Origin of the sequence: Pseudoduganella sp. UC29_106 (assembly GCF_044055365.1) — a bacterium.
Classification (GTDB): domain Bacteria; phylum Pseudomonadota; class Gammaproteobacteria; order Burkholderiales; family Burkholderiaceae_D; genus Rugamonas.
The window spans coordinates 1899414-1916356 of the sequence record NZ_CP171977.1; the positions used below are offsets into that span (position 1 = coordinate 1899414).

14 protein-coding genes and 1 pseudogene are annotated in these 16943 nt (G+C 64.6%); 12 read left to right on the forward strand and 3 right to left on the reverse strand.

Translation table 11 applies throughout. The annotated features are described in order from the left end of the window. The first annotated feature begins 5 nt into the window (after nt 1-5). The 4 genes and pseudogenes from ACHMW6_RS09810 (at nt 6) to ACHMW6_RS09825 (ending at nt 4659) form a co-directional block, all read left to right on the forward strand. Nucleotides 6-1087 (forward strand): annotated as a pseudogene (locus ACHMW6_RS09810) (ABC transporter ATP-binding protein). Between the two features lie 26 nt (nt 1088-1113). Beyond that, entirely contained in the window at nt 1114-2208 is a 1095-nt protein-coding gene (locus ACHMW6_RS09815; RefSeq protein ID WP_395406912.1) for a YncE family protein, read from the forward strand. Further along, nucleotides 2198-3940 (forward strand): amidohydrolase, encoded by a 1743-nt coding sequence (locus ACHMW6_RS09820; RefSeq protein ID WP_395406913.1) that lies wholly within the window; start codon nt 2198-2200, stop codon nt 3938-3940. Before ACHMW6_RS09815 ends, ACHMW6_RS09820 begins: the two co-directional genes overlap by 11 nt. Further along, nucleotides 3937-4659, forward strand: a complete 723-nt coding sequence (locus tag ACHMW6_RS09825; RefSeq protein ID WP_395406914.1) for a GDSL-type esterase/lipase family protein — start codon at nt 3937-3939, stop codon at nt 4657-4659. The genes ACHMW6_RS09820 and ACHMW6_RS09825 overlap by 4 nt, the downstream gene beginning before the upstream one ends. A gap of 27 nt (nt 4660-4686) precedes the next feature. Here the strand turns inward: ACHMW6_RS09825 and ACHMW6_RS09830 are convergent, their stop codons facing one another. Then, nucleotides 4687-5592, reverse strand: a complete 906-nt coding sequence (locus ACHMW6_RS09830; protein ID WP_395406915.1) for a GntR family transcriptional regulator — start codon at nt 5590-5592, stop codon at nt 4687-4689. 132 nt (nt 5593-5724) lie between these two features. On the opposite strand from ACHMW6_RS09830, the gene ACHMW6_RS09835 reads away from it, so the two are divergent. The 8 genes from ACHMW6_RS09835 (at nt 5725) to ACHMW6_RS09870 (ending at nt 14978) form a co-directional block, all read left to right on the forward strand. Continuing rightward, nucleotides 5725-6831 (forward strand): C45 family autoproteolytic acyltransferase/hydolase, encoded by a 1107-nt coding sequence (locus ACHMW6_RS09835; protein WP_395406916.1) that lies wholly within the window; start codon nt 5725-5727, stop codon nt 6829-6831. 15 nt (nt 6832-6846) lie between these two features. Then, complete coding sequence (locus ACHMW6_RS09840) at nt 6847-8412, forward strand: ABC transporter substrate-binding protein (RefSeq protein ID WP_395406917.1); 1566 nt, start codon at nt 6847-6849, stop codon at nt 8410-8412. A 6-nt stretch (nt 8413-8418) separates the two neighbouring features. Then, nucleotides 8419-9360, forward strand: a complete 942-nt coding sequence (locus tag ACHMW6_RS09845) for an ABC transporter permease (protein WP_395406918.1) — start codon at nt 8419-8421, stop codon at nt 9358-9360. Beyond that, nucleotides 9357-10181 carry an ABC transporter permease gene (locus ACHMW6_RS09850; protein WP_395406919.1) on the forward strand — a complete coding sequence of 275 codons (825 nt, stop codon included), beginning with the start codon at nt 9357-9359 and terminating at the stop codon, nt 10179-10181. Before ACHMW6_RS09845 ends, ACHMW6_RS09850 begins: the two co-directional genes overlap by 4 nt. Beyond that, on the forward strand, nt 10181-11977 hold the full coding sequence (locus ACHMW6_RS09855) for an ABC transporter ATP-binding protein (RefSeq protein ID WP_395406920.1): 1797 nt from the start codon (nt 10181-10183) through the stop codon (nt 11975-11977). Before ACHMW6_RS09850 ends, ACHMW6_RS09855 begins: the two co-directional genes overlap by 1 nt. A 107-nt stretch (nt 11978-12084) precedes the next feature. Beyond that, the gene (locus ACHMW6_RS09860) at nt 12085-13128 is read left to right on the forward strand and encodes an arginine N-succinyltransferase (RefSeq protein ID WP_395406921.1); all 1044 of its coding nucleotides are present in this window, start codon (nt 12085-12087) and stop codon (nt 13126-13128) included. Next, nucleotides 13125-14147: an arginine N-succinyltransferase gene (gene astA / locus ACHMW6_RS09865; RefSeq protein WP_395406922.1), complete on the forward strand. Its 1023-nt coding sequence runs from the start codon at nt 13125-13127 to the stop codon at nt 14145-14147. The genes ACHMW6_RS09860 and astA overlap by 4 nt, the downstream gene beginning before the upstream one ends. 30 nt (nt 14148-14177) lie before the next feature. Continuing rightward, on the forward strand, nt 14178-14978 hold the full coding sequence (locus tag ACHMW6_RS09870) for a hypothetical protein (protein WP_395406923.1): 801 nt from the start codon (nt 14178-14180) through the stop codon (nt 14976-14978). A 63-nt stretch (nt 14979-15041) separates the two neighbouring features. Here ACHMW6_RS09870 and ACHMW6_RS09875 read toward each other — a convergent pair whose 3' ends face one another. Beyond that, nucleotides 15042-16142 carry an ABC transporter substrate-binding protein gene (locus tag ACHMW6_RS09875; protein WP_395406924.1) on the reverse strand — a complete coding sequence of 367 codons (1101 nt, stop codon included), beginning with the start codon at nt 16140-16142 and terminating at the stop codon, nt 15042-15044. An 11-nt stretch (nt 16143-16153) separates the two neighbouring features. Continuing rightward, nucleotides 16154-16876, reverse strand: a complete 723-nt coding sequence (locus tag ACHMW6_RS09880; protein WP_395406925.1) for an ABC transporter substrate-binding protein — start codon at nt 16874-16876, stop codon at nt 16154-16156. Nucleotides 16877-16943: the final 67 nt, after the last annotated feature.

Below are 16943 nucleotides of genomic sequence, written 5' to 3' on the forward strand. Positions count from 1 at the left end.
TGATCATGAAACGAGACTTGCACACCAATGAATTATCCGTCGATGCGCTGCACCTGGATTACGGCAGCGGCGCCAGCGCCAATCCCATCCTGAAGGGCGTGTCGATGCACCTGCAGAAGGGCGAGGTGGTGGCCCTGCTTGGCCCCTCCGGCTCCGGCAAGACCACGCTGCTGCGCGCCGTCGCCGGCCTGGAGAGCCCGCGTGCAGGCACGATCGACATCGGACAGCGCCGCGTGTTCGACGGCGCGGCCGGCCTCGAAATGCCGGCCGAACAGCGCAACCTGGGCCTGGTGTTCCAGTCCTATGCGCTGTGGCCGCACAAAACGGTGTTCGACAATGTGGCCTATGGCCTGAAGCTGCGCAAGATGGGCAAGGGCGACATCGCGGACCGCGTCAACGATGCGCTGCGCCAGCTGGGGCTGGGCCACCTGGGCGAACGCTATCCGCACCAGCTTTCCGGCGGCCAGCAGCAGCGCGTGGCGATTGCGCGCGCCCTGGTCTACAGCCCGCCCGTGATTCTGCTGGACGAGCCGCTGTCCAACCTCGACGCCAAGCTGCGGGAGGAAGCGCGCGCCTTCCTGCGCGAGCTGATCGTGCGGCTTGGGCTGTCTGCGCTGATGGTGACGCACGACCAGGCGGAAGCAATGGCGATTTCCGACCGCATTCTGCTGCTCAATAACGGCAGGATCGAGCAGCAGGGCACGCCGCAAAGTATGTACGAGACGCCGGAAACCCTGTTTGCGGCGGAATTCATGGGCAGTAACGACCGCCTGCCGGCGAAGATCCTGAGCCGCAATAGCGCCAGCGCGGAACTGGAAATCGAAGGAATGAGCATGCGCGCCACCGCGCGCGGCGCCGCGAACGGCGGCGAGCCAACGGCCCTGATTCGCATCGAGGAAATCATTGTGGGCACTTCGCGCGTGGACAACGCCATCGAACTGCCTTTGCTGACGTGCATGTACCTGGGCGACCGCTGGGAATGCCTGTTCAAGCGCGGCGATACCAGCCTGCGCGCCTATGCCAGGCGCCGGCTCGATGCGGCAACTACTGGCTGCACATGCCGCCCGAAAAATTGTGGCTGTTCTGAGAAAGAGGAGAAAAGAGGAGATGAATTTGAAGAGTACTATTCTGGCCGCGACGCTGCTCGGTGCAGTGGCTGTGGCATCGGCGGGGATGCCTTTGGCGGCAGGCAGCAGCTACCGCTTCGAGTCCGCAACTGTCCTGCCCAGCACCAATACGGACTGGGATTACCTGGCTTTCGACGCGGCGCGTTCCTATCTGTTCATCGCGCGCCGCGGCGATGGCCTGACGGTGTTCGATGTGAAGAGCAATAAGGTGGTCGCCAATGTCGCCGGCACGAAGGGCGCGAATGGCGTGCTGCTGCTGCCGCATTTCGACCGCGCCTACGTGGTCAACACGGACGGCACGATGACCACGATCCAGCTTTCCACGCTGACCCTGATCAAATGGGAAAAGCTGGATGAGGCGGGCCTGAACGCCATCGTCTACGAGCCTACTACGCAGGAAATGCACGCCATCACGGCCCTGCGGCCAAAGACTTCCACCTATATCACGTTGGACCCGCGCACCGGCAAGGTGCTGCGCCGCACGAACTTCGACAGCACCAAGATGGATACGCCCGTCAGCGATGAGAAGGGCGCCATGTTCGCGCCCATGCGCGACAGGAATGTGCTGAACAAGCTGAATGCGAAAGACCTGAGCATCCAGCAGACCTGGCCGCTGGCGCCCTGCGAGCAGCCGGTCGCCGTGGAATACGACCATTCCGCGAATCGCATCTACATCGGCTGCCGCGGCGCGAAGCCGGTGTTCGTCGTGGTCGACCCGTCCAGCGGCAAGGTCACCGCCTCGCTGCCGATCGGCCAGGGCGTGGACGGCATGGTGATGGACCACGAGCGGCACCTGATCATGACGACCAGCGGCACGGACGCCAATATGGCCGTCATCCGCCACGCAGGCCCGGACAAGTATGAGCTGGTCGAGAATATCAGCACCCGCCCCATGGTGCGCGTGCTGGCAATGGACCCGTCCACGAAAAAGCTGTACTCCGTCACCGCCGGCTACAGTGTGCCTGCGCCCGATGCCGGCAAGCAGCCGCCGCCCGTGTTCCACCCGGATTCCTTCACGGTGCTGAGCTATGCACCGGTACAGCCAACGCCCCCACGCGACGAGGAGAAGCATGTTCATTAAGTTCGCAGCCGCCGCAGCGGCACTGATGATTGGCGCCGGCGCTATCGCCGGCGAACACGCAGACCTGATCCTCTACAACGCCAGCGTGTGGACGGTGGACGACAAGCGGCCCGAGGCCGAAGCGGTCGCCGTGCGCGGCAAGAAAATCGTCAAGGTCGGCAGCAGCAGGGAAGTGTTGAAGCTGAAGGGCGAGAAGACAAAGTTGCTGGACCTGGAAGGCAAGCGCGTGCTGCCGGGCTTTAACGATTCGCATACCCACCTGGGCAATGCGGCCGAATGGTTCTTCCAGGTGCCGGTGACCGATGTCAATGATGTGCAGCTGCTGGCCAAGCGCGTGGCGGAAGTGGCGGCGCGCGTGCCGAAGGGCATCTGGATCACGGGCGGCGACTGGGCGACGAGCGCCGCCAATGCCGCCAACAAGAATCGCCAGGCCGGCTTCGAGCCCATGGTGCCCGACCTGAAGACCATCGATGCCGTCTCGCCGGACCACCCGGTGCTGATCCGCCGTTTCGACCACGTGTACTTCGCCAACTCGGCCGCGCTCAAACTGGCGCGCCTTTCGCCGAAGACGCCCAATCCTGCGGGCGGCTCCTACGGCCGCGACCCGAATACGGGTGAGCTGACGGGCATGTTGTATGGCACGGCAGGGGAGGGCCTGGAGCGCCAGCTGCCGCCGATGTCGCTGAAGCAGAAGCTGATCGGCGCGCGCGCCGTGATGCGCGACCTGAACCGGGTCGGCATCACTTCGATTACCGATATGGCGCGGCTGGATGAAATCTCCAACGAGCAGATCTATCCCTTCTATGTGGAACGCAGCGCCACCGACGGCCGCATCTTCCAGGCGCTGAAGAAGAATGAGGAGCTCACGGTTCGCGTGTACGCGATGCTGCCGATCGAAACGGAGAAAAGCCTGGTCGATCACAAGGTCAGGCCGGGCAGCGGCGATGCCTGGCTGCGTTTCGGCGCACTGAAAGCTTATGGCGACAGCGGCTTGATGTTCAAGCCCCTTTCCAACCACGGCCTGCCGGGCGAATGGTCTTACCGCTTCCCTGGCGAGACGGAGTTCGCGCACAATCTGATCGATGCGGACAAGGCGGGCTACGACGTGGGCGTGCACATCATCGGCGACAAGGCCGTCAACGCCCTGATCGATTGGTATGCCGATGCGTTCCGCCAGAACCCGGCGCGCGACCGCCGCCACCGCCTGATCCACATCTGGCACACGACCGAAGCGGATATCCAGCGCGCAGGCAAGATGGGCTTTGTGGCGGACGTGCAGCCCTACCATCTGGAGCGCGAGGTGGCGCAGATCGGCAACACGCTGGATGAAGAGCGCGCCCGCACCAGCCATCCCTACAAGAGCTTCATCGATGCGGGCGTGGTGCTGAACCTTGGTTCGGACATGCCGGGCTCCTTCAACCGCCTGCACGTATCGCCCTACAACCCGCTGGAGAATATTTACTCGGCGGTCACCCGCATGGACAAGAAGGGTTTTCCGGCCGGGGGCTGGCATCCGGAGCAGAGGCTGACCATCCAGCAGGCGATCAAGGCTTATACGCTGAATCCCGCCTGGTCCTCGCGCGAGGATAATATCAAGGGCAGCATCACCGAGGGCAAGCTGGCCGACATCGTGGTGCTGGACAAGGACGTGCTGGCTGTCGAGCCGAAAGAGTACCTGAGCACGAAAGTGGTCTACACCATCGTCAACGGCAAGATCCTGGACCTGCAATGAAGACGCTTGTAACAGCATTGGCCTTCCTCCTGTGCGCCGCAGCTGGCGCGCAGGAGTGCCCGGCGGGGCAGGGCCTCCGCGCCGCGACGCCGCAGCCGCCGGAGCGCAAGCTGGAAAGCTGGACGGCGCAACACCAGGCCGTCAGCGAACGGCTGAAGGCGATGCCGGACGCGGACATCGTCTTCGTCGGCGACAGCATCACCGCCCACTTTTCCGACAACGGCCGCTGGGACAAGCTTCCCGGGCTGGCGGGCCGCAAGGCCGTGAACCTGGGCGTTCCGGGCGACCAGACGGAAAACGTGTTGTGGCGCCTGGATCACATGGATCTGCGTGGCGTGAAGCCGCGCCAGGCCGTGCTGCTGATCGGCACCAACAACCTGCGCACCGAGGACGCGCCCTGCGACATCCTGGGCGGCATCGGGGCCATCGTGCAGCGCCTGCACGCGGCCTGGCCGCAGGCGCAGCTGGTGGTGCTCGGCATCCTGCCGCGCGGGGCGCGCATGGAGTATGCGCTGGAGCGCCGCCAGGCCGTCAACGCCGGATTAAGCGCCGGGGCGGAGGCGGGCGGCTACCGCTTTGTCGACACGACCGGCGCGTTTTTCTGCGGCGGCGGCAATAACTGCGGCTATTACCAGGACGACTTGCTGCACCTCTTACCGGAAGGCTACGAGCGACTGTGGGCGGTGCTGCAGCCGGTGCTGCAGCCAGCACCGAAATAATGTATTTTGGATTGTATTAAATTAGATTTAAGTACTTTGTGCTGCCGAGGGCTTGGGCGTTGCAATTTTCAGGTGGCGGCGCATCAGCGCTGCCGCCAGTTCGCGATCGTCCGCCTCGATGGCGCTGATGATTTCCAGGTGTTCGGTGCAGGAGCCGTGCACGCGCAGCGTGCGGTAGTAGGCGGCGGTTTCATCGAGGCGGCGCAGGTTGTTCTGCTGCTGCATCGCCTGCAGGATGTAGCGGTTGCCCGAGAAGCGCGCCACCATTTCGTGGAAGGCGGCATTGAGGGCAAAGAACTCGCCGGAGTTGGGCGGGTTTTCCGGGGTGTCGAGCACGCGCTGGTGGGCGTCCTTGATACGTTTCAGCAGCACGGGATCGACCTTCCACGTCGGCTCCAGGAAGGCGCCGCATTCCAGCAGCATGCGGAAGCGGTAGCTCTCCTGCATGGCTTGCGGCGTGCCGAGGGAGGGCAGGAAGGACCAGCCATGGCCGGTGCGCTTGATGATCAGGCCTTCGGAGGCCATGCGGGTCAGCGTCTTGTTCAGGAGGCTGCGCGGCGCATCATAGCGCGACAGCAGTTCCTTCTCGGTGATGTTGTCCGGCAGGCCGTTGCGGATGCGGTCGACGACAATGGATTTATACAGGTCGTCGATGGTCTGGCCGCCGGGATTCATGCCGTCCAGCGTGACGTCGGCGCCGCCTTCGACCACGAAGTAGCCGGCATTGGCGCGGTACTCGATCATGCCGCGGTCGGCCAGCAGCTTGAGGGCGGCGCGCACCGGAGTGCGGGAGACGCCATAGCGCGAGCCGAAGGATTCTTCGGTCAGGTGGGCGCCGACGGGCAGGGTGCCGTTATGTATTTCGCGGCCGATGCGCTCCGCCAGTTCAAGCTGCAGGGGGCTTGGCGCGGCGGCCTTGGTGACTGTATTCATGGTCGTATGGGGACAGGGTTTCGTCGCATTATGCACGAATTTTTTGTTCCCAATGAAAATAGAAAACATTCAGATTGCATTTATTCTGCATTTAGTACAAAATGAATCCATTCCCAACAAGGAGCTACAGACATGCAGAACAATGAAGGTTTTCCGCTGGTAGAGGTTTCGGGCACACCGTTCGAGCGCGGCGTCCAGCATGGCCGGGCGGTACCGGACCGCGTGCGCGGCAGCATTGCCCTGTACCGCGACCAGTTGGCCAAGCGCGGCATCGACCTCGAAACCATTGCCACGCTGGCGCGCAACTTCATCCCCAACATCGTCGCTTTCGATCCCACTTACTTCGAAGAGATGCAGGGCATGGCGGAAGGCGCCGGTGTCGCCGTCGAGGACATCATCACCGTCAACTGCCGCACCGAAATGATGTTCGGCCACTCCGCCCTGAAACAGGCGCGCGAAGCGCTGGACGACGGCTGCACCGGCCTGGTCGTGCTGCCCAAGGGCACCCGTGACGGCCGCCTGATCCACGCCCATAACTGGGACTGGCGCGAAGCTTGCGTCGATACCGGCATTGTGCTGAAGGTGAAAAAGCATGGCGACGGTCCGGACATGCTGATGTTTACCGAAGCGGGCACGCTGGGCCGCCATGGCTTCAATTCGGCCGGCCTGTCCCTGTCCGGCAATTTCCTGACCTGCGAGCGCGACTACCAGCGCAGCGCGGACGTGCCACTGGGCCTGCTGCGCCGGAAAATGCTGGAATCGACCAATATGACGGCGGCCATGCGCACCGTGTTCGGCGCGCGCCGCTACTGCTCCAATAACCTGATGCTGGCCCATGCCGATGGCGAAGCGGTCAATCTGGAATGCGCGCCGGATGAAATCTTCTGGATCACGCCGGAGGATAATATCCTGGTGCACGCCAACCACTGGATCAGTTACCCGGCGCGCGCCAAGCTGGTGGACCTGGGCCTGTTGAATACCCCCGACTCGATCTATCGCCAGCGCCGCGTGGCGTCGATGCTGCAGGAAGCGCAAGGGAAGATCACCTGGGAGACCGTGAAGGAAGCCCTGGCCGATGAATTCGGCAAGCCGGAAGGCGTGCTGACCCACCCGGCCAAGGCCAGCTTCAATAGCGTCTACTGCACGGTGGCCACCACGTTGATGGACCCGGCGGCGGGCAAGATGTGGGTGGCGCGCAAGCCTTACGAGGGCCGCAATTTCGTCGAATACACGCTGTAAGACGGAGGAATGGGAATGACGCGAATCAGCTCGGCATGGCTGGCGGTGGCGCTGGCCATCGGAGCAGGGGCCGCCGGCGCGGCAGGCGTAATGGCGCCGGCTGCCGCTGCCTTGCCCGAGATCCGCTTTGCCGATGCGATCGACACGCCTACCTCGATGCCCGGCCACCGTTCGCGCAACACGGCAACCGACGGCATCCTGCTGCACGTGGTCGAATCGCTTGTGGCACTGCGTTCGGATTTCTCCGTCGGCCCGATGCTGGCCGACAGCTGGACCATCTCGCCGGATGGCCGAACCTATGATTTCAAGCTGCGCAAGGGCGTGCGCTTCCATAACGGCGCGCCCGTGACATCGGCCGAAGTGGTTTGGAGCCTGCAGCGCATCCTGAATCCAAAGTCGGAATCCTACTGCCGCAACCAGTACGATGGCAGCAAGGGCGCCAGGGTGGTCAGCGCCAGCGCGCCGGCGCCGGATGAAGTGCGCATCGTGCTGGAGCAGCCCTATGCCTTGCTGCTGCAGCAGATGGCGAATATCCAATGCCCGCTGGCCGTGCTGCACCCATCCAGCGTGGACGCGAACGGCAAGTGGATCAAGCCGGTCGGCACGGGGCCGTATATGTGGGGCGAATGGCGCAAGGGCCAGTATGTTCAGCTGAACGCCTTTACCGGCTATATGCCGCGCGAAGAGAAGCCGGATGGTCTGGCGGGCGCCAAGCGCGCGCTGGCCAATCTGCGCTTTGTCGTGATTCCCGATGCGGCCTCGCAGAAAGTGGCCTTCATGTCCGGCCAGGTGGACCTGATCGTGGCGGACAGCCAGAACCCGCCGCCGCCGTCGCCGTCCTGGGACATCGTGCCCGAACAGGATATGGACCCCAACGCGCTGCTGATGCAGACCGGCGATCCGCTGCTGGGCAAGCCCGAAATGCGGCGCGCCATCGCGCTGTCGCTGGATCTCCCTCTGCTGGTGAGCAGCCTGAGTAACGGCCAGACGCGCTACAACCCTTCGCTGGTGCCGCTGGTATCGCCGTACTATTCGCCGGTGCACGCCGAAGGCTACCGCAAGGACCTGGCGCAGGCGAAGCAGCTGCTGGCGCAGGCAGGGTACAAGGGCGAGACCATCAGGATCCAGACCAATAAGCGTTATCCGGACACGTACCGGCTGGCCGTGGTGGTGCAGAACATGCTGAGCAAGTCCGGCATCCGCACCGAGATCGAAGTGCTGGAGTGGGCCACGCAGGTGAGCAACTTCCGCTCAGGCAAATTCCAGATGATGGCCTTCACCTATTCGGCGCGCATTGATCCCTCCACCATGTATGGCGACATTCTGGGCGACAAGTCCAGGTCCGCCACGCTGCAATGGACCAATCCGGAGGCGAGCGGCATCCTGGCCGGCATCAAGGGCGAGACCGATCCTGCCATGCGCCGCGCCGCCTTCGAGGAACTGCACAAGCGCATGGTGGCGGATGTGCCGCTGCTGCATGTGAATAACACGCCGGTGCTGCTGGCGGTGAGCAAGCGCCTGCATGGCTTCGCGCCATGGCCGCTGCGCCGCCCGCGCCTTTTCAACGTCAGCAAGGATTAAGGGGCCATGCTCATTTACGCAATCAAGCGCATCATGATGGCGATACCGACGGCGCTGATCGTTTCGCTGCTGGTATTTGTCATGATCCGCCTCATTCCGGGCGATCCCGTGGTGCTGATGCTGGGCGATGGCGGCGATCCCGCCATGGTGCAGGAAATGCGCAGCTCCCTGGGCCTGGACCAGTCGCTCCCGCGCCAGTTCGCCAACTGGTCGGGCAAGGTGCTGCACGGGGACCTGGGTAACTCGGTGAAGACCAATGAGCCGGTGCTGGACCTGATCGCCGAACACTTCCCGGTCACGGCGCAAATCGTGCTGGCGGCCACCGCGCTGTCCTGCCTGATCGCGCTGCCGGCGGGGCTGGTGGCTGCCTGGCGCCAGAACCGCTGGCCGGACCTGGGCATCGTCACCGGCGCCATCATGCTCGTCTCCATCCCCAGCTTCTGGGCCGGCATCATGCTGATCTGGCTGTTCGGCGTGAAGCTGAACTGGCTGCCCACCTTCGGTTTCCAGTCGATGGCCGATGGCGGCTGGGGTGCGCTGAAATACATGGTGCTGCCGGTGATTGCGATCACGCTGACCGAGATCGCCGTCCTGACCCGCATGATGCGCGCCAGCACCATCGATGTGCTGCGCCTCGAATACATCGCCCATGCGCGGGCCAAGGGGCTGGGGGAGCAGCGGGTGATGCTGAAGCACGCCTTCCCGAACGCCTTCGGCCCCGCGCTCACGGTGATCGGCCTGGTGCTGGGCCATCTTCTGTCCGGCGCGGCGGTGATCGAAACCGTCTTTACCTTGCCGGGCCTGGGGCGCCTGCTGGTCGAGAGCATCTATGCGCGCGACTACCCGGTGGTGCAGGGCTGCCTGCTGTTCGTGGCGCTGCTGTACGTCTTCGTCAACCTGGTCATCGATTTGCTGTACCCGCTGTTCGATCCACGTATCAAGCTATGAAACTGACATTCAAACGCATCAATCTAACCGTGGGCTCGGTCGTTGTCGGCGCACTGCTGCTGATAGCGCTGGTAGGCACGGTCTACACGCCTTACGACCCGATCGACGGCGACCTGGTGGCCCGTTTCAGCGCGCCATCCTGGCAGCACTGGATGGGTACCGATGAATTCGGGCGCGATGTGCTGTCCCGCATCATGGGCGGGGCCGGCGTCAGTGTGGCCGTGAGCCTGGGCGCCGTGCTGTTCGCCATCCTGTGCGGCGCCACCATCGGCGTGTTGACCGGGTACATCGGCGGCTGGTTCGACCGCATCGCCATGATCCTGCTGGAATCGTTGATGGCTTTCCCCGGCCTGCTGCTGGCGCTGGGCATCATGGCGATCATTGGCCCGTCCAAGGTGGGCGTGGTGCTGGCGCTGGGCCTGGCCTATACGCCGTCCGTCGCCCGCATCGCCCGCGCCACCGTGTTCTCGCTGCGCCAGCGCGACTTCGTCATCGCTTCCCAGGCGATGGGCAACAGTGGCCTGTGGACGCTGGGCCGTCACATCCTGCCGAATTGCGTGGCGCCGCTGATCATTTTCTCCACCTCGCTGTTCGGTTCCGCTCTGCTGGCGGAAAGCGCCTTGAGTTTCCTCGGACTGGGCGTACCGCCGCCGGCGCCGTCCTGGGGCGGAATGCTGTCCGATGCGCGCAATTCGATGGAGCAGGCGATCTGGCTGTCCATCTTCCCTGGCGCGATGATCTCGTTCGCCCTGCTGGGCATCAATATGCTGGGCGATGCGGTGCGTGACCTGCTGGACCCGCGCATGAAAGGAGCCCACTGATGCTGCTCAGCGTACGCGACCTGACCATTTGTTTCCCTTGCCCGGACAACGGCACGCGGCCGGTGGTCAAGAACATCAGCTTCGATCTCGCGGCAGGCCAGTCGCTGGCCATCGTCGGCGAATCGGGCAGCGGCAAGACCATGATAGGCAAGGCCCTGCTAGGCCTGCTGCCGGATGCGGCCAGCGTGACGGGCGGCTCGATGTTGTTCAACGGCGACGACCTGGCGCACTGCACGCCGGCCCAGTGGCGCGGATTGCGCGGCACCGAGATCGGCATGGTGTTCCAGGAGCCGATGGTATCGCTGAACCCTGCCTTCCGCATCGGCGACCAGCTGACCGAAGGCCTGATCTGCCGCCGCGGTTTGGCGCCGGACGAGGCGCGCGGGCTGGCGCTGGCCATGCTGGAGCGTGTGCTGGTGCGCAATCCCAAAGACTGCATGCAGCGCTATCCGCATGAATTCTCGGGCGGCATGCGCCAGCGCATCATGCTCGCTGCCGTGATGCTGCTCAAGCCCAAGCTGCTGATTGCCGATGAACCGACCACCGCGCTCGATTGCGTGGTGCAGAAGGAAGTGCTGGACCTGATGACGGAGCTGACGCAGCAGGAGGGCACGGCCCTGGTCTTCGTCAGCCATAACCTGTCGCTGGTGGCCGAGTACACCGAGCGCGTGCTGGTGATGTGCCGCGGCGATGCGATGGAAACCGGCCCTGCCTCGCGCGTGCTGGCCCATCCCGACCACCCGTACACACTGAGCCTGCTCGATGCGCTGCCCAAGCGCGACCCGGACGCGTTGGCGCCGCCGCCGCGGTCGCCCATCCTGGAAGTGCAGGACCTGACCATCGATTACACGATGCAGGAGGGCTGGTTCGGCAAGCGCGCAGTGCGCGCCGTGCACCCGGCAAATTTCCGCGTGGCGCCGGGCGAGACGCTTGCCATCGTCGGCGAGTCGGGCAGCGGCAAGACCACGCTGACCAAGGCCATCCTGGGGCTGGTCGCGCCGTCCGGCGGCAAGATCATTTTCGGCGGCAAGGAGCTGCAAGGCTGCAGCAAGGAAGAATTGCGTGCGGCGCGCCGCCGCATCCAGATGGTGTTCCAGGACCCGTATTCCTCGCTCGATCCGCGCATGACGGTCGGCGCCCTGGTTGCCGAGGGCCTGCGACTGGACCGCAGCCTGGACAAGGCCGAACGCGCGCGCCGCGTGGCCCAGGCGCTGGAGGATGTGCAACTGGGCGGCGCTTATGCGCAGCGCTATATTCATGAATTGTCCGGCGGCCAGCGCCAGCGCGTGGCGATTGCCCGTGCCCTGGTGGTGCGGCCGGAAGTGATCATTGCCGACGAGCCGGTGTCCGCGCTCGATGTGACGGTGCAGAAGCAGGTGCTGGACATCCTGGTGTCCCTGCAGGACCAGTACGGCTTTGCATGCCTGCTGATATCGCACGACCTTGGCGTGGTCGAACAGATCGCCGACCGCGTGCTGGTGCTGCTGCGCGGCCACGTGGTGGAGGAGGGCACGCGCGACGATGTCTTCGATACGCCCAGCCATCCCTATACGCGGCGCCTGCTGCAGGCCGTGCCCGAGCTGCACGGCGACCGCGAACAGGGCTTCAGTATCGCCACCCGCAAGCTGCCGCCCGCGCGCGCCGGCTTGAGCTACTTCCAGCCCGAAACCGATGTCGCCGCCGCGCGCCGCCTGGTCGCGCTGACGCCGGCCGATGCCGCCACGCCCCACCGGGCGGCGGTATCCGCTGCGCCGGCTGCCCCGGCCAGCGCCATGCCGGCGGCGGCGGTCGGCTAGGACCGCAATACCAGATACCGCTTCGGTGCGCCGGAGCGCCCGCGCCAGGCCCTGGGTCCGGCGCGTCGCGGCGTGCGCCCCGGACAAACGAGACCGAGGAGATGACGATGCATGTTGTACGGCCGGTAGAAATGGGCGATTTGCCCAAGCTGGAAGCGCTGGCGCGGCGCGATAACCGCCGCGTGCATACGCTGCCGCAGGAGAGGGCGGCGCTGGAGCGCCTGGTGGGCGAATCGCTGGAATCCTTTGGCGCGCCTGTGCCGCCGCCGCTGTCGTCAGGCGGCCGCTATATCTTTGTGCTGCAGGCGCCCGACGGCACGCTGGCCGGCACCGCCTCGCTGCTGGCGCAGGCTGGCAGCGGCGCCAGCTTCCTCTCCTTCCGGCAAGACATGATGCAGCAGCTGTCGCCAGATCCATTGGTCTGCAACGACGTGGCCACGCTGATGCTGTGCTCCGACCTGAGCGGCTATTCCCAGCTGGCCGGCTACCACGCGCCGGGCGCGGACCTGGGCCGCACGGACAAGAGCCTGCTGGCCTGCGCGCGCCTGATGTATGCCGCGCTGGCGCCGCAGCGTTTCGCCGGCAAATTCTTTGCCTCCCTGCCGGGCCAGGTCGATAACGACAGCCAGTCACCATTCTGGGACGCGGTAGGCCGCCACTTCTTCCAGATGGATTTCCTGCAGGCCGAGTCCCTGCTGGAGGGCGGCCGCAACCAGCCGCTGATCGTCGGCCTGATGCCGCACTATCCGGTGTATATGGCGCTGTTGCCGGAGGCGGCGCGCGAGGCTGTCGGCGCGGCCGATCCCTGCGCCGGCGATGCGCTCTCCATCCTGCGCGGCGAGGGATTCGAAGCCTACGACTATGTGGATATCTGCGATGGCGGCCCCGTGCTGCAGGCCAGCGCGCATGCGCTGCGCTCGCACGCCAGCGCGCTGCGCCGCCGCGTCGCCAGCCGCAGCGCCGCCAGCCCGGCCGGCGCGCTGCCCTACCTGGTCTGCAACGCCCGCACGCGCCGCTTCCGCGCCATCGCCGTCCACTCGGACCCGCTGGGCCAGCAACAGCACATCAACCTGACCTCCGAGCAGGCCGACCTGCTGGAAGTGGAAAACAGCGACGAGGTGCTGTGTGTGGCCGTTGGAGAGCAACCATGATCGTCGTACGCAATGCCGCATTGGGCGACCTCGATGCGATTTACGACCTGGCCAGCCGCATAGGTCCCGGCATGACCACGCTGAAGGCGGACCGCGCGGCGTTGGCGCGGCGTTTGGAAATTGCCGCGGCATCGTTTGCCGGCAGCGCCAGTTGCGAAGAGTGCGATTACCTGTTCGTGCTGGAAGACTTGTCCAACGGCCGCATCGGCGGGGTCTGCGCAATCAAGCGCGCCATCGGGCTGGATGAGCCTTTCTACAACTACCGCATCGGCACCCTGGTGCACGCCAGCAGCGAGGCGGGCGTCTTCGCCCGCATGCAGGCGCTGTACCTGTCCTACGATATGACGGGCAGCGCCGAATTGTGTTCGCTGTATCTGCATCCGGACTATCGCAATGGGCTGAACGGCAAGCTGCTGTCCAAGAGCCGTTTCCTGTTCATGGCGCAGTTCCCGCAACTGTTCCCGGACAAGGTGTTTGCCGAAATGCGTGGCTACCAGAAGCCCGACGGCAGCGCACCATTCTGGGAGAGTCTGGGCCGGCACTTCTTCAAGATGGATTTCGACGCGGCGGACGACCTGTGCGGCCAGGGCCGCAAGTCCTTCATCGCGCAGCTGATGCCGCGCCATCCCTTGTACACGGACTTCCTGTCCGAAGAAGCGCGCGCCGCCATCGGCCGCACGCATGACGACACCGTGCCGGCGCGCCGCCTGCTGGAGCAGGAAGGCCTGCGCTACGATGGTTATATCGACATCTTCGACGGCGGCCCTGTGCTGCAGGCGCGTGTCACCGAGCTGCGCGCCGCGCGCGAGAGCCGGCTGGCGGCGCTGGAGCACGGCGGATGCGCCGATGCGCCGCTGGCGCTGGTCTCGACCACGTCGCTGGACGCATTCCGTGTGATCGCCTTGCCCGCCGAGCCGCGCGGCGGCAGCCTGGCCTTGCCGGCCGATGCGCTGTCGGCGCTGGAATTGCCGGCTGGAGCCAGCGTGCGCACGATGCCGCTGTCCGCATCGCGTAAATAATTTTTCAACCAACCGATAAGGAAGAAGAAAGTGCACAACGCAATCACCTCTTTGTGGCGCCATGTGGCGCTGGCCTGCGCCTTGCTGTTTGCCCTGCTGGCCGGCGGCCCGTTCGCCTACGCCCAGCCGCTGCCCGACCCGCAGGTGGCCGGCACGACTTCGCTGGTGCTGGAATACCACACCTCGCCCGTCAATCGCCTGCCGCTGCGCCAGTACATGCAGCAGGATGGCCTGGCGCAACTGGAACGCTGGAAGAGCGAAGGCCTGTTGAGCGCCTACAAGGTCCTGTTCAACCGCTGGGCGGACAACCAGAACTGGGACATGATGATCCTGCTGAACTTCCCGAGCGCGGCGAAGATGTCGGACTGGCGCAAGATCGAAGCCGAGATGCCGGCCGGCCTGCCGCAGAAGGCGCTGGCGCTGGTGAACAAGATCGACACCAACCCGGGCGACCTGTACCTGCAGGGCGGCAGCAGCAAGGGTTCGGGCGTGTATGTAGTGATCCCTTACGACTACCTGGTCTCGACCGACAAGTACCTGGCCTACCTGCGTGGCTACCTGGTGCCGCAACTGGATGGCTGGCTGAAGGAAGGTGTGCTGAACCAGTACAGCGTGTACTTCGGCCGCTACGTCGTCGGCCGCCACTGGTCGGCGCTGATGTTCTACGAGTACAACGGCGACGAGGGCCTTGGCTTGCGCGAGAAAACCCAGGCCAAGGTGCGCGCTGACCTGGTCAGGAACAATCCGAGCTGGGTTGAGTGGAGCAAGGACAAGGGGCAATACCGCGTGAACCGCCAATACATCATCGCCGATGAGCTGAAGGCCAAATAAAAACCCAGGGCTTAAAGCTGGTGTCTGCCACATCGTGGCAGACACCTGTTTCACGCCGTGGGTTTATTTCTTAGCCGTCGACTCCTTCCACCGCTTGATAAACGCCAGGCGCTTCGCCGGCTCCATCCCCGCCAGGATAGTGGGATCAACCGGAATCGGCTTGATCGCCGCACCATGCTTGCGCAGCAGGTCCGCGGCCGTGCCGTCGCCGCTGATGTCGGCACGGATCGAGAACAGCTGGGCATCGTTGGCGATAATGGTCTGGCCGCGTTTGGAAAGCAGGTAATCCAGCCACAGCCTGGCCGCATTCGGATTCTTCGCGGCCTTGCTGATGGACGCCACGCGCGACAGCACCAGCGCGTAATCGGTCGGCACCACATAACCCAGCGACGGATCCATCTTCGCCCGGGCGTGGGCGTAGGAGCCGAGGATGTTGTAGCCGATCAGCTGCTCGCCGGAAGAAATCCGCTCCATCATAATGCCGTTGGACGACTGCACGCGCACCGAAGCCTTGCCCATGGCCTGCGCCAGGTCCCAGAACTGCCTGTTCTGCTGCGCGTCGTGATTGGTCAGCAGAAAGCCGACGCCGGATTTTTCGATGTCGTAGGTCGTGACCTTGTCCTTGTAGGTGGCGGCCTTGGCGTTCAGCAGTTGCAGCAGGGCGGCATGGGTGGTGGGTACGTCCGCGGCCGGCACCAGGCGCTTGTTGTAGACAAAGACCGCCGGCTCGAAGGTCGTGCCGTAGGCCATGCCCTTGTAATTGGCCCAGGCGGGAATCGAGGCGGCCTCGGGTGACTGGTACACGGCCGCATAGCCCTCGGCCACGAGCTTCATCTGCAAGTCCATGCTGGAATTCCACAGCAGGTCCGCGCTGGCGCTGCCGGAAGCCATTTCGGACACGTAGCGGCTGTACATCTCGGTCGAATTCATATCGTTGTACTCGACCTGGATGGCCGGGTACAGGGCACGGAAGTCCTTCACCAGCGCGCCGGCCAGCTTGGTATCCGTGGTGCTGTAGATGATCAGCCGGCCTTCCTTCTTTGCCGCTTCGATCAGTTGCGCGTAGGACGCCGGATAGCCGGCCGGCTGCTGCGCCAGTGCGGCCGGAACGGCCAGGGCAAAGGCAGCGCCGATCAGCGCTGCCAGGGTCCTTCTCTTGTTCATGCAAAGTCTCCTCAGATTGCGGGCGGGGCAACGGCCGCGCCTTCGATGTTGTGACGGGCCAATGCCGCGGCCACGAAGCCGCTGCGCTTCATGTCTTCCACGAAGCGGCACAGATACAGCCAGGCGTCGTCGCTGGTTTGCAGCGGCAGGCCCATGGCCTGGTTGATGGTCATGAAACGGCCTGGCAGCAGGCGCAGGCCGGGGTGCCGGCGCGCGTCGCTTTCCAGCTGCTGGCGCACGCCGGCGGCCACGTCCAAATCCTGCTCCAGGAAAGTGTCCGTAACGGCGGGTGAGGTTGGTGCGCGGACGATTTCCGCGTGCTTCAGCGAACGGCTCAGGAACAGGTCGTAAGCGCTGCCCAGGCCAACGGCGACGCGGGTGCCGGGACGGTCCACTTCGGCCATGGACCGCAGTGGCGATTCGGCGCGCACCATATAACTGCCCTCGATGCACACATAGGCGGGCGAGAAGCGGATGCCCTGGCTGCGCTCCGGATCGATGGCGAGAAAGGCGAGGTTGACTTCCGATGCGGCTAGCGCCTGCGCCGCCTTGCCGGCCGTCGCAAAGGGCACCAGCTGCACCGGCACTTTCAGGCGCTGCGCCAGTTGCCGGGCCAGGTCGACCGACACGCCTGCCGGTTCATCTGTCAACGCGTCGCGCCGCGCCAGGATGGGGTTGCCAAGATTGATGGCGACGCGCATCACGCCGCCGCTGAGGAATTCGTTTGCCAGCACGTCCGCTCTCCCTGTGCAAATCATGTTCAGTCATTATTGCATTTAATTGCAATTAAGTGCAATATGG

Excerpts from the sequence above, each read along its gene's own strand:
- ACHMW6_RS09855 (WP_395406920.1), top strand. The coding sequence starts at position 10,181 with ATGCTGCTCAGCGTACGCGACCTGACCATTTGTTTCCCTTGCCCGGAC.
- ACHMW6_RS09840 (WP_395406917.1), top strand. The coding sequence starts at position 6,847 with ATGACGCGAATCAGCTCGGCATGGCTGGCGGTGGCGCTGGCCATCGGA.
- ACHMW6_RS09825 (WP_395406914.1), top strand. The coding sequence starts at position 3,937 with ATGAAGACGCTTGTAACAGCATTGGCCTTCCTCCTGTGCGCCGCAGCT.
- ACHMW6_RS09850 (WP_395406919.1), top strand. The coding sequence starts at position 9,357 with ATGAAACTGACATTCAAACGCATCAATCTAACCGTGGGCTCGGTCGTT.
- ACHMW6_RS09835 (WP_395406916.1), top strand. The coding sequence starts at position 5,725 with ATGCAGAACAATGAAGGTTTTCCGCTGGTAGAGGTTTCGGGCACACCG.
- ACHMW6_RS09820 (WP_395406913.1), top strand. The coding sequence starts at position 2,198 with ATGTTCATTAAGTTCGCAGCCGCCGCAGCGGCACTGATGATTGGCGCC.
- ACHMW6_RS09845 (WP_395406918.1), top strand. The coding sequence starts at position 8,419 with ATGCTCATTTACGCAATCAAGCGCATCATGATGGCGATACCGACGGCG.
- ACHMW6_RS09830 (WP_395406915.1), bottom strand. The coding sequence starts at position 5,592 with ATGAATACAGTCACCAAGGCCGCCGCGCCAAGCCCCCTGCAGCTTGAA.
- ACHMW6_RS09875 (WP_395406924.1), bottom strand. The coding sequence starts at position 16,142 with ATGAACAAGAGAAGGACCCTGGCAGCGCTGATCGGCGCTGCCTTTGCC.
- ACHMW6_RS09860 (WP_395406921.1), top strand. The coding sequence starts at position 12,085 with ATGCATGTTGTACGGCCGGTAGAAATGGGCGATTTGCCCAAGCTGGAA.
- astA (WP_395406922.1), top strand. The coding sequence starts at position 13,125 with ATGATCGTCGTACGCAATGCCGCATTGGGCGACCTCGATGCGATTTAC.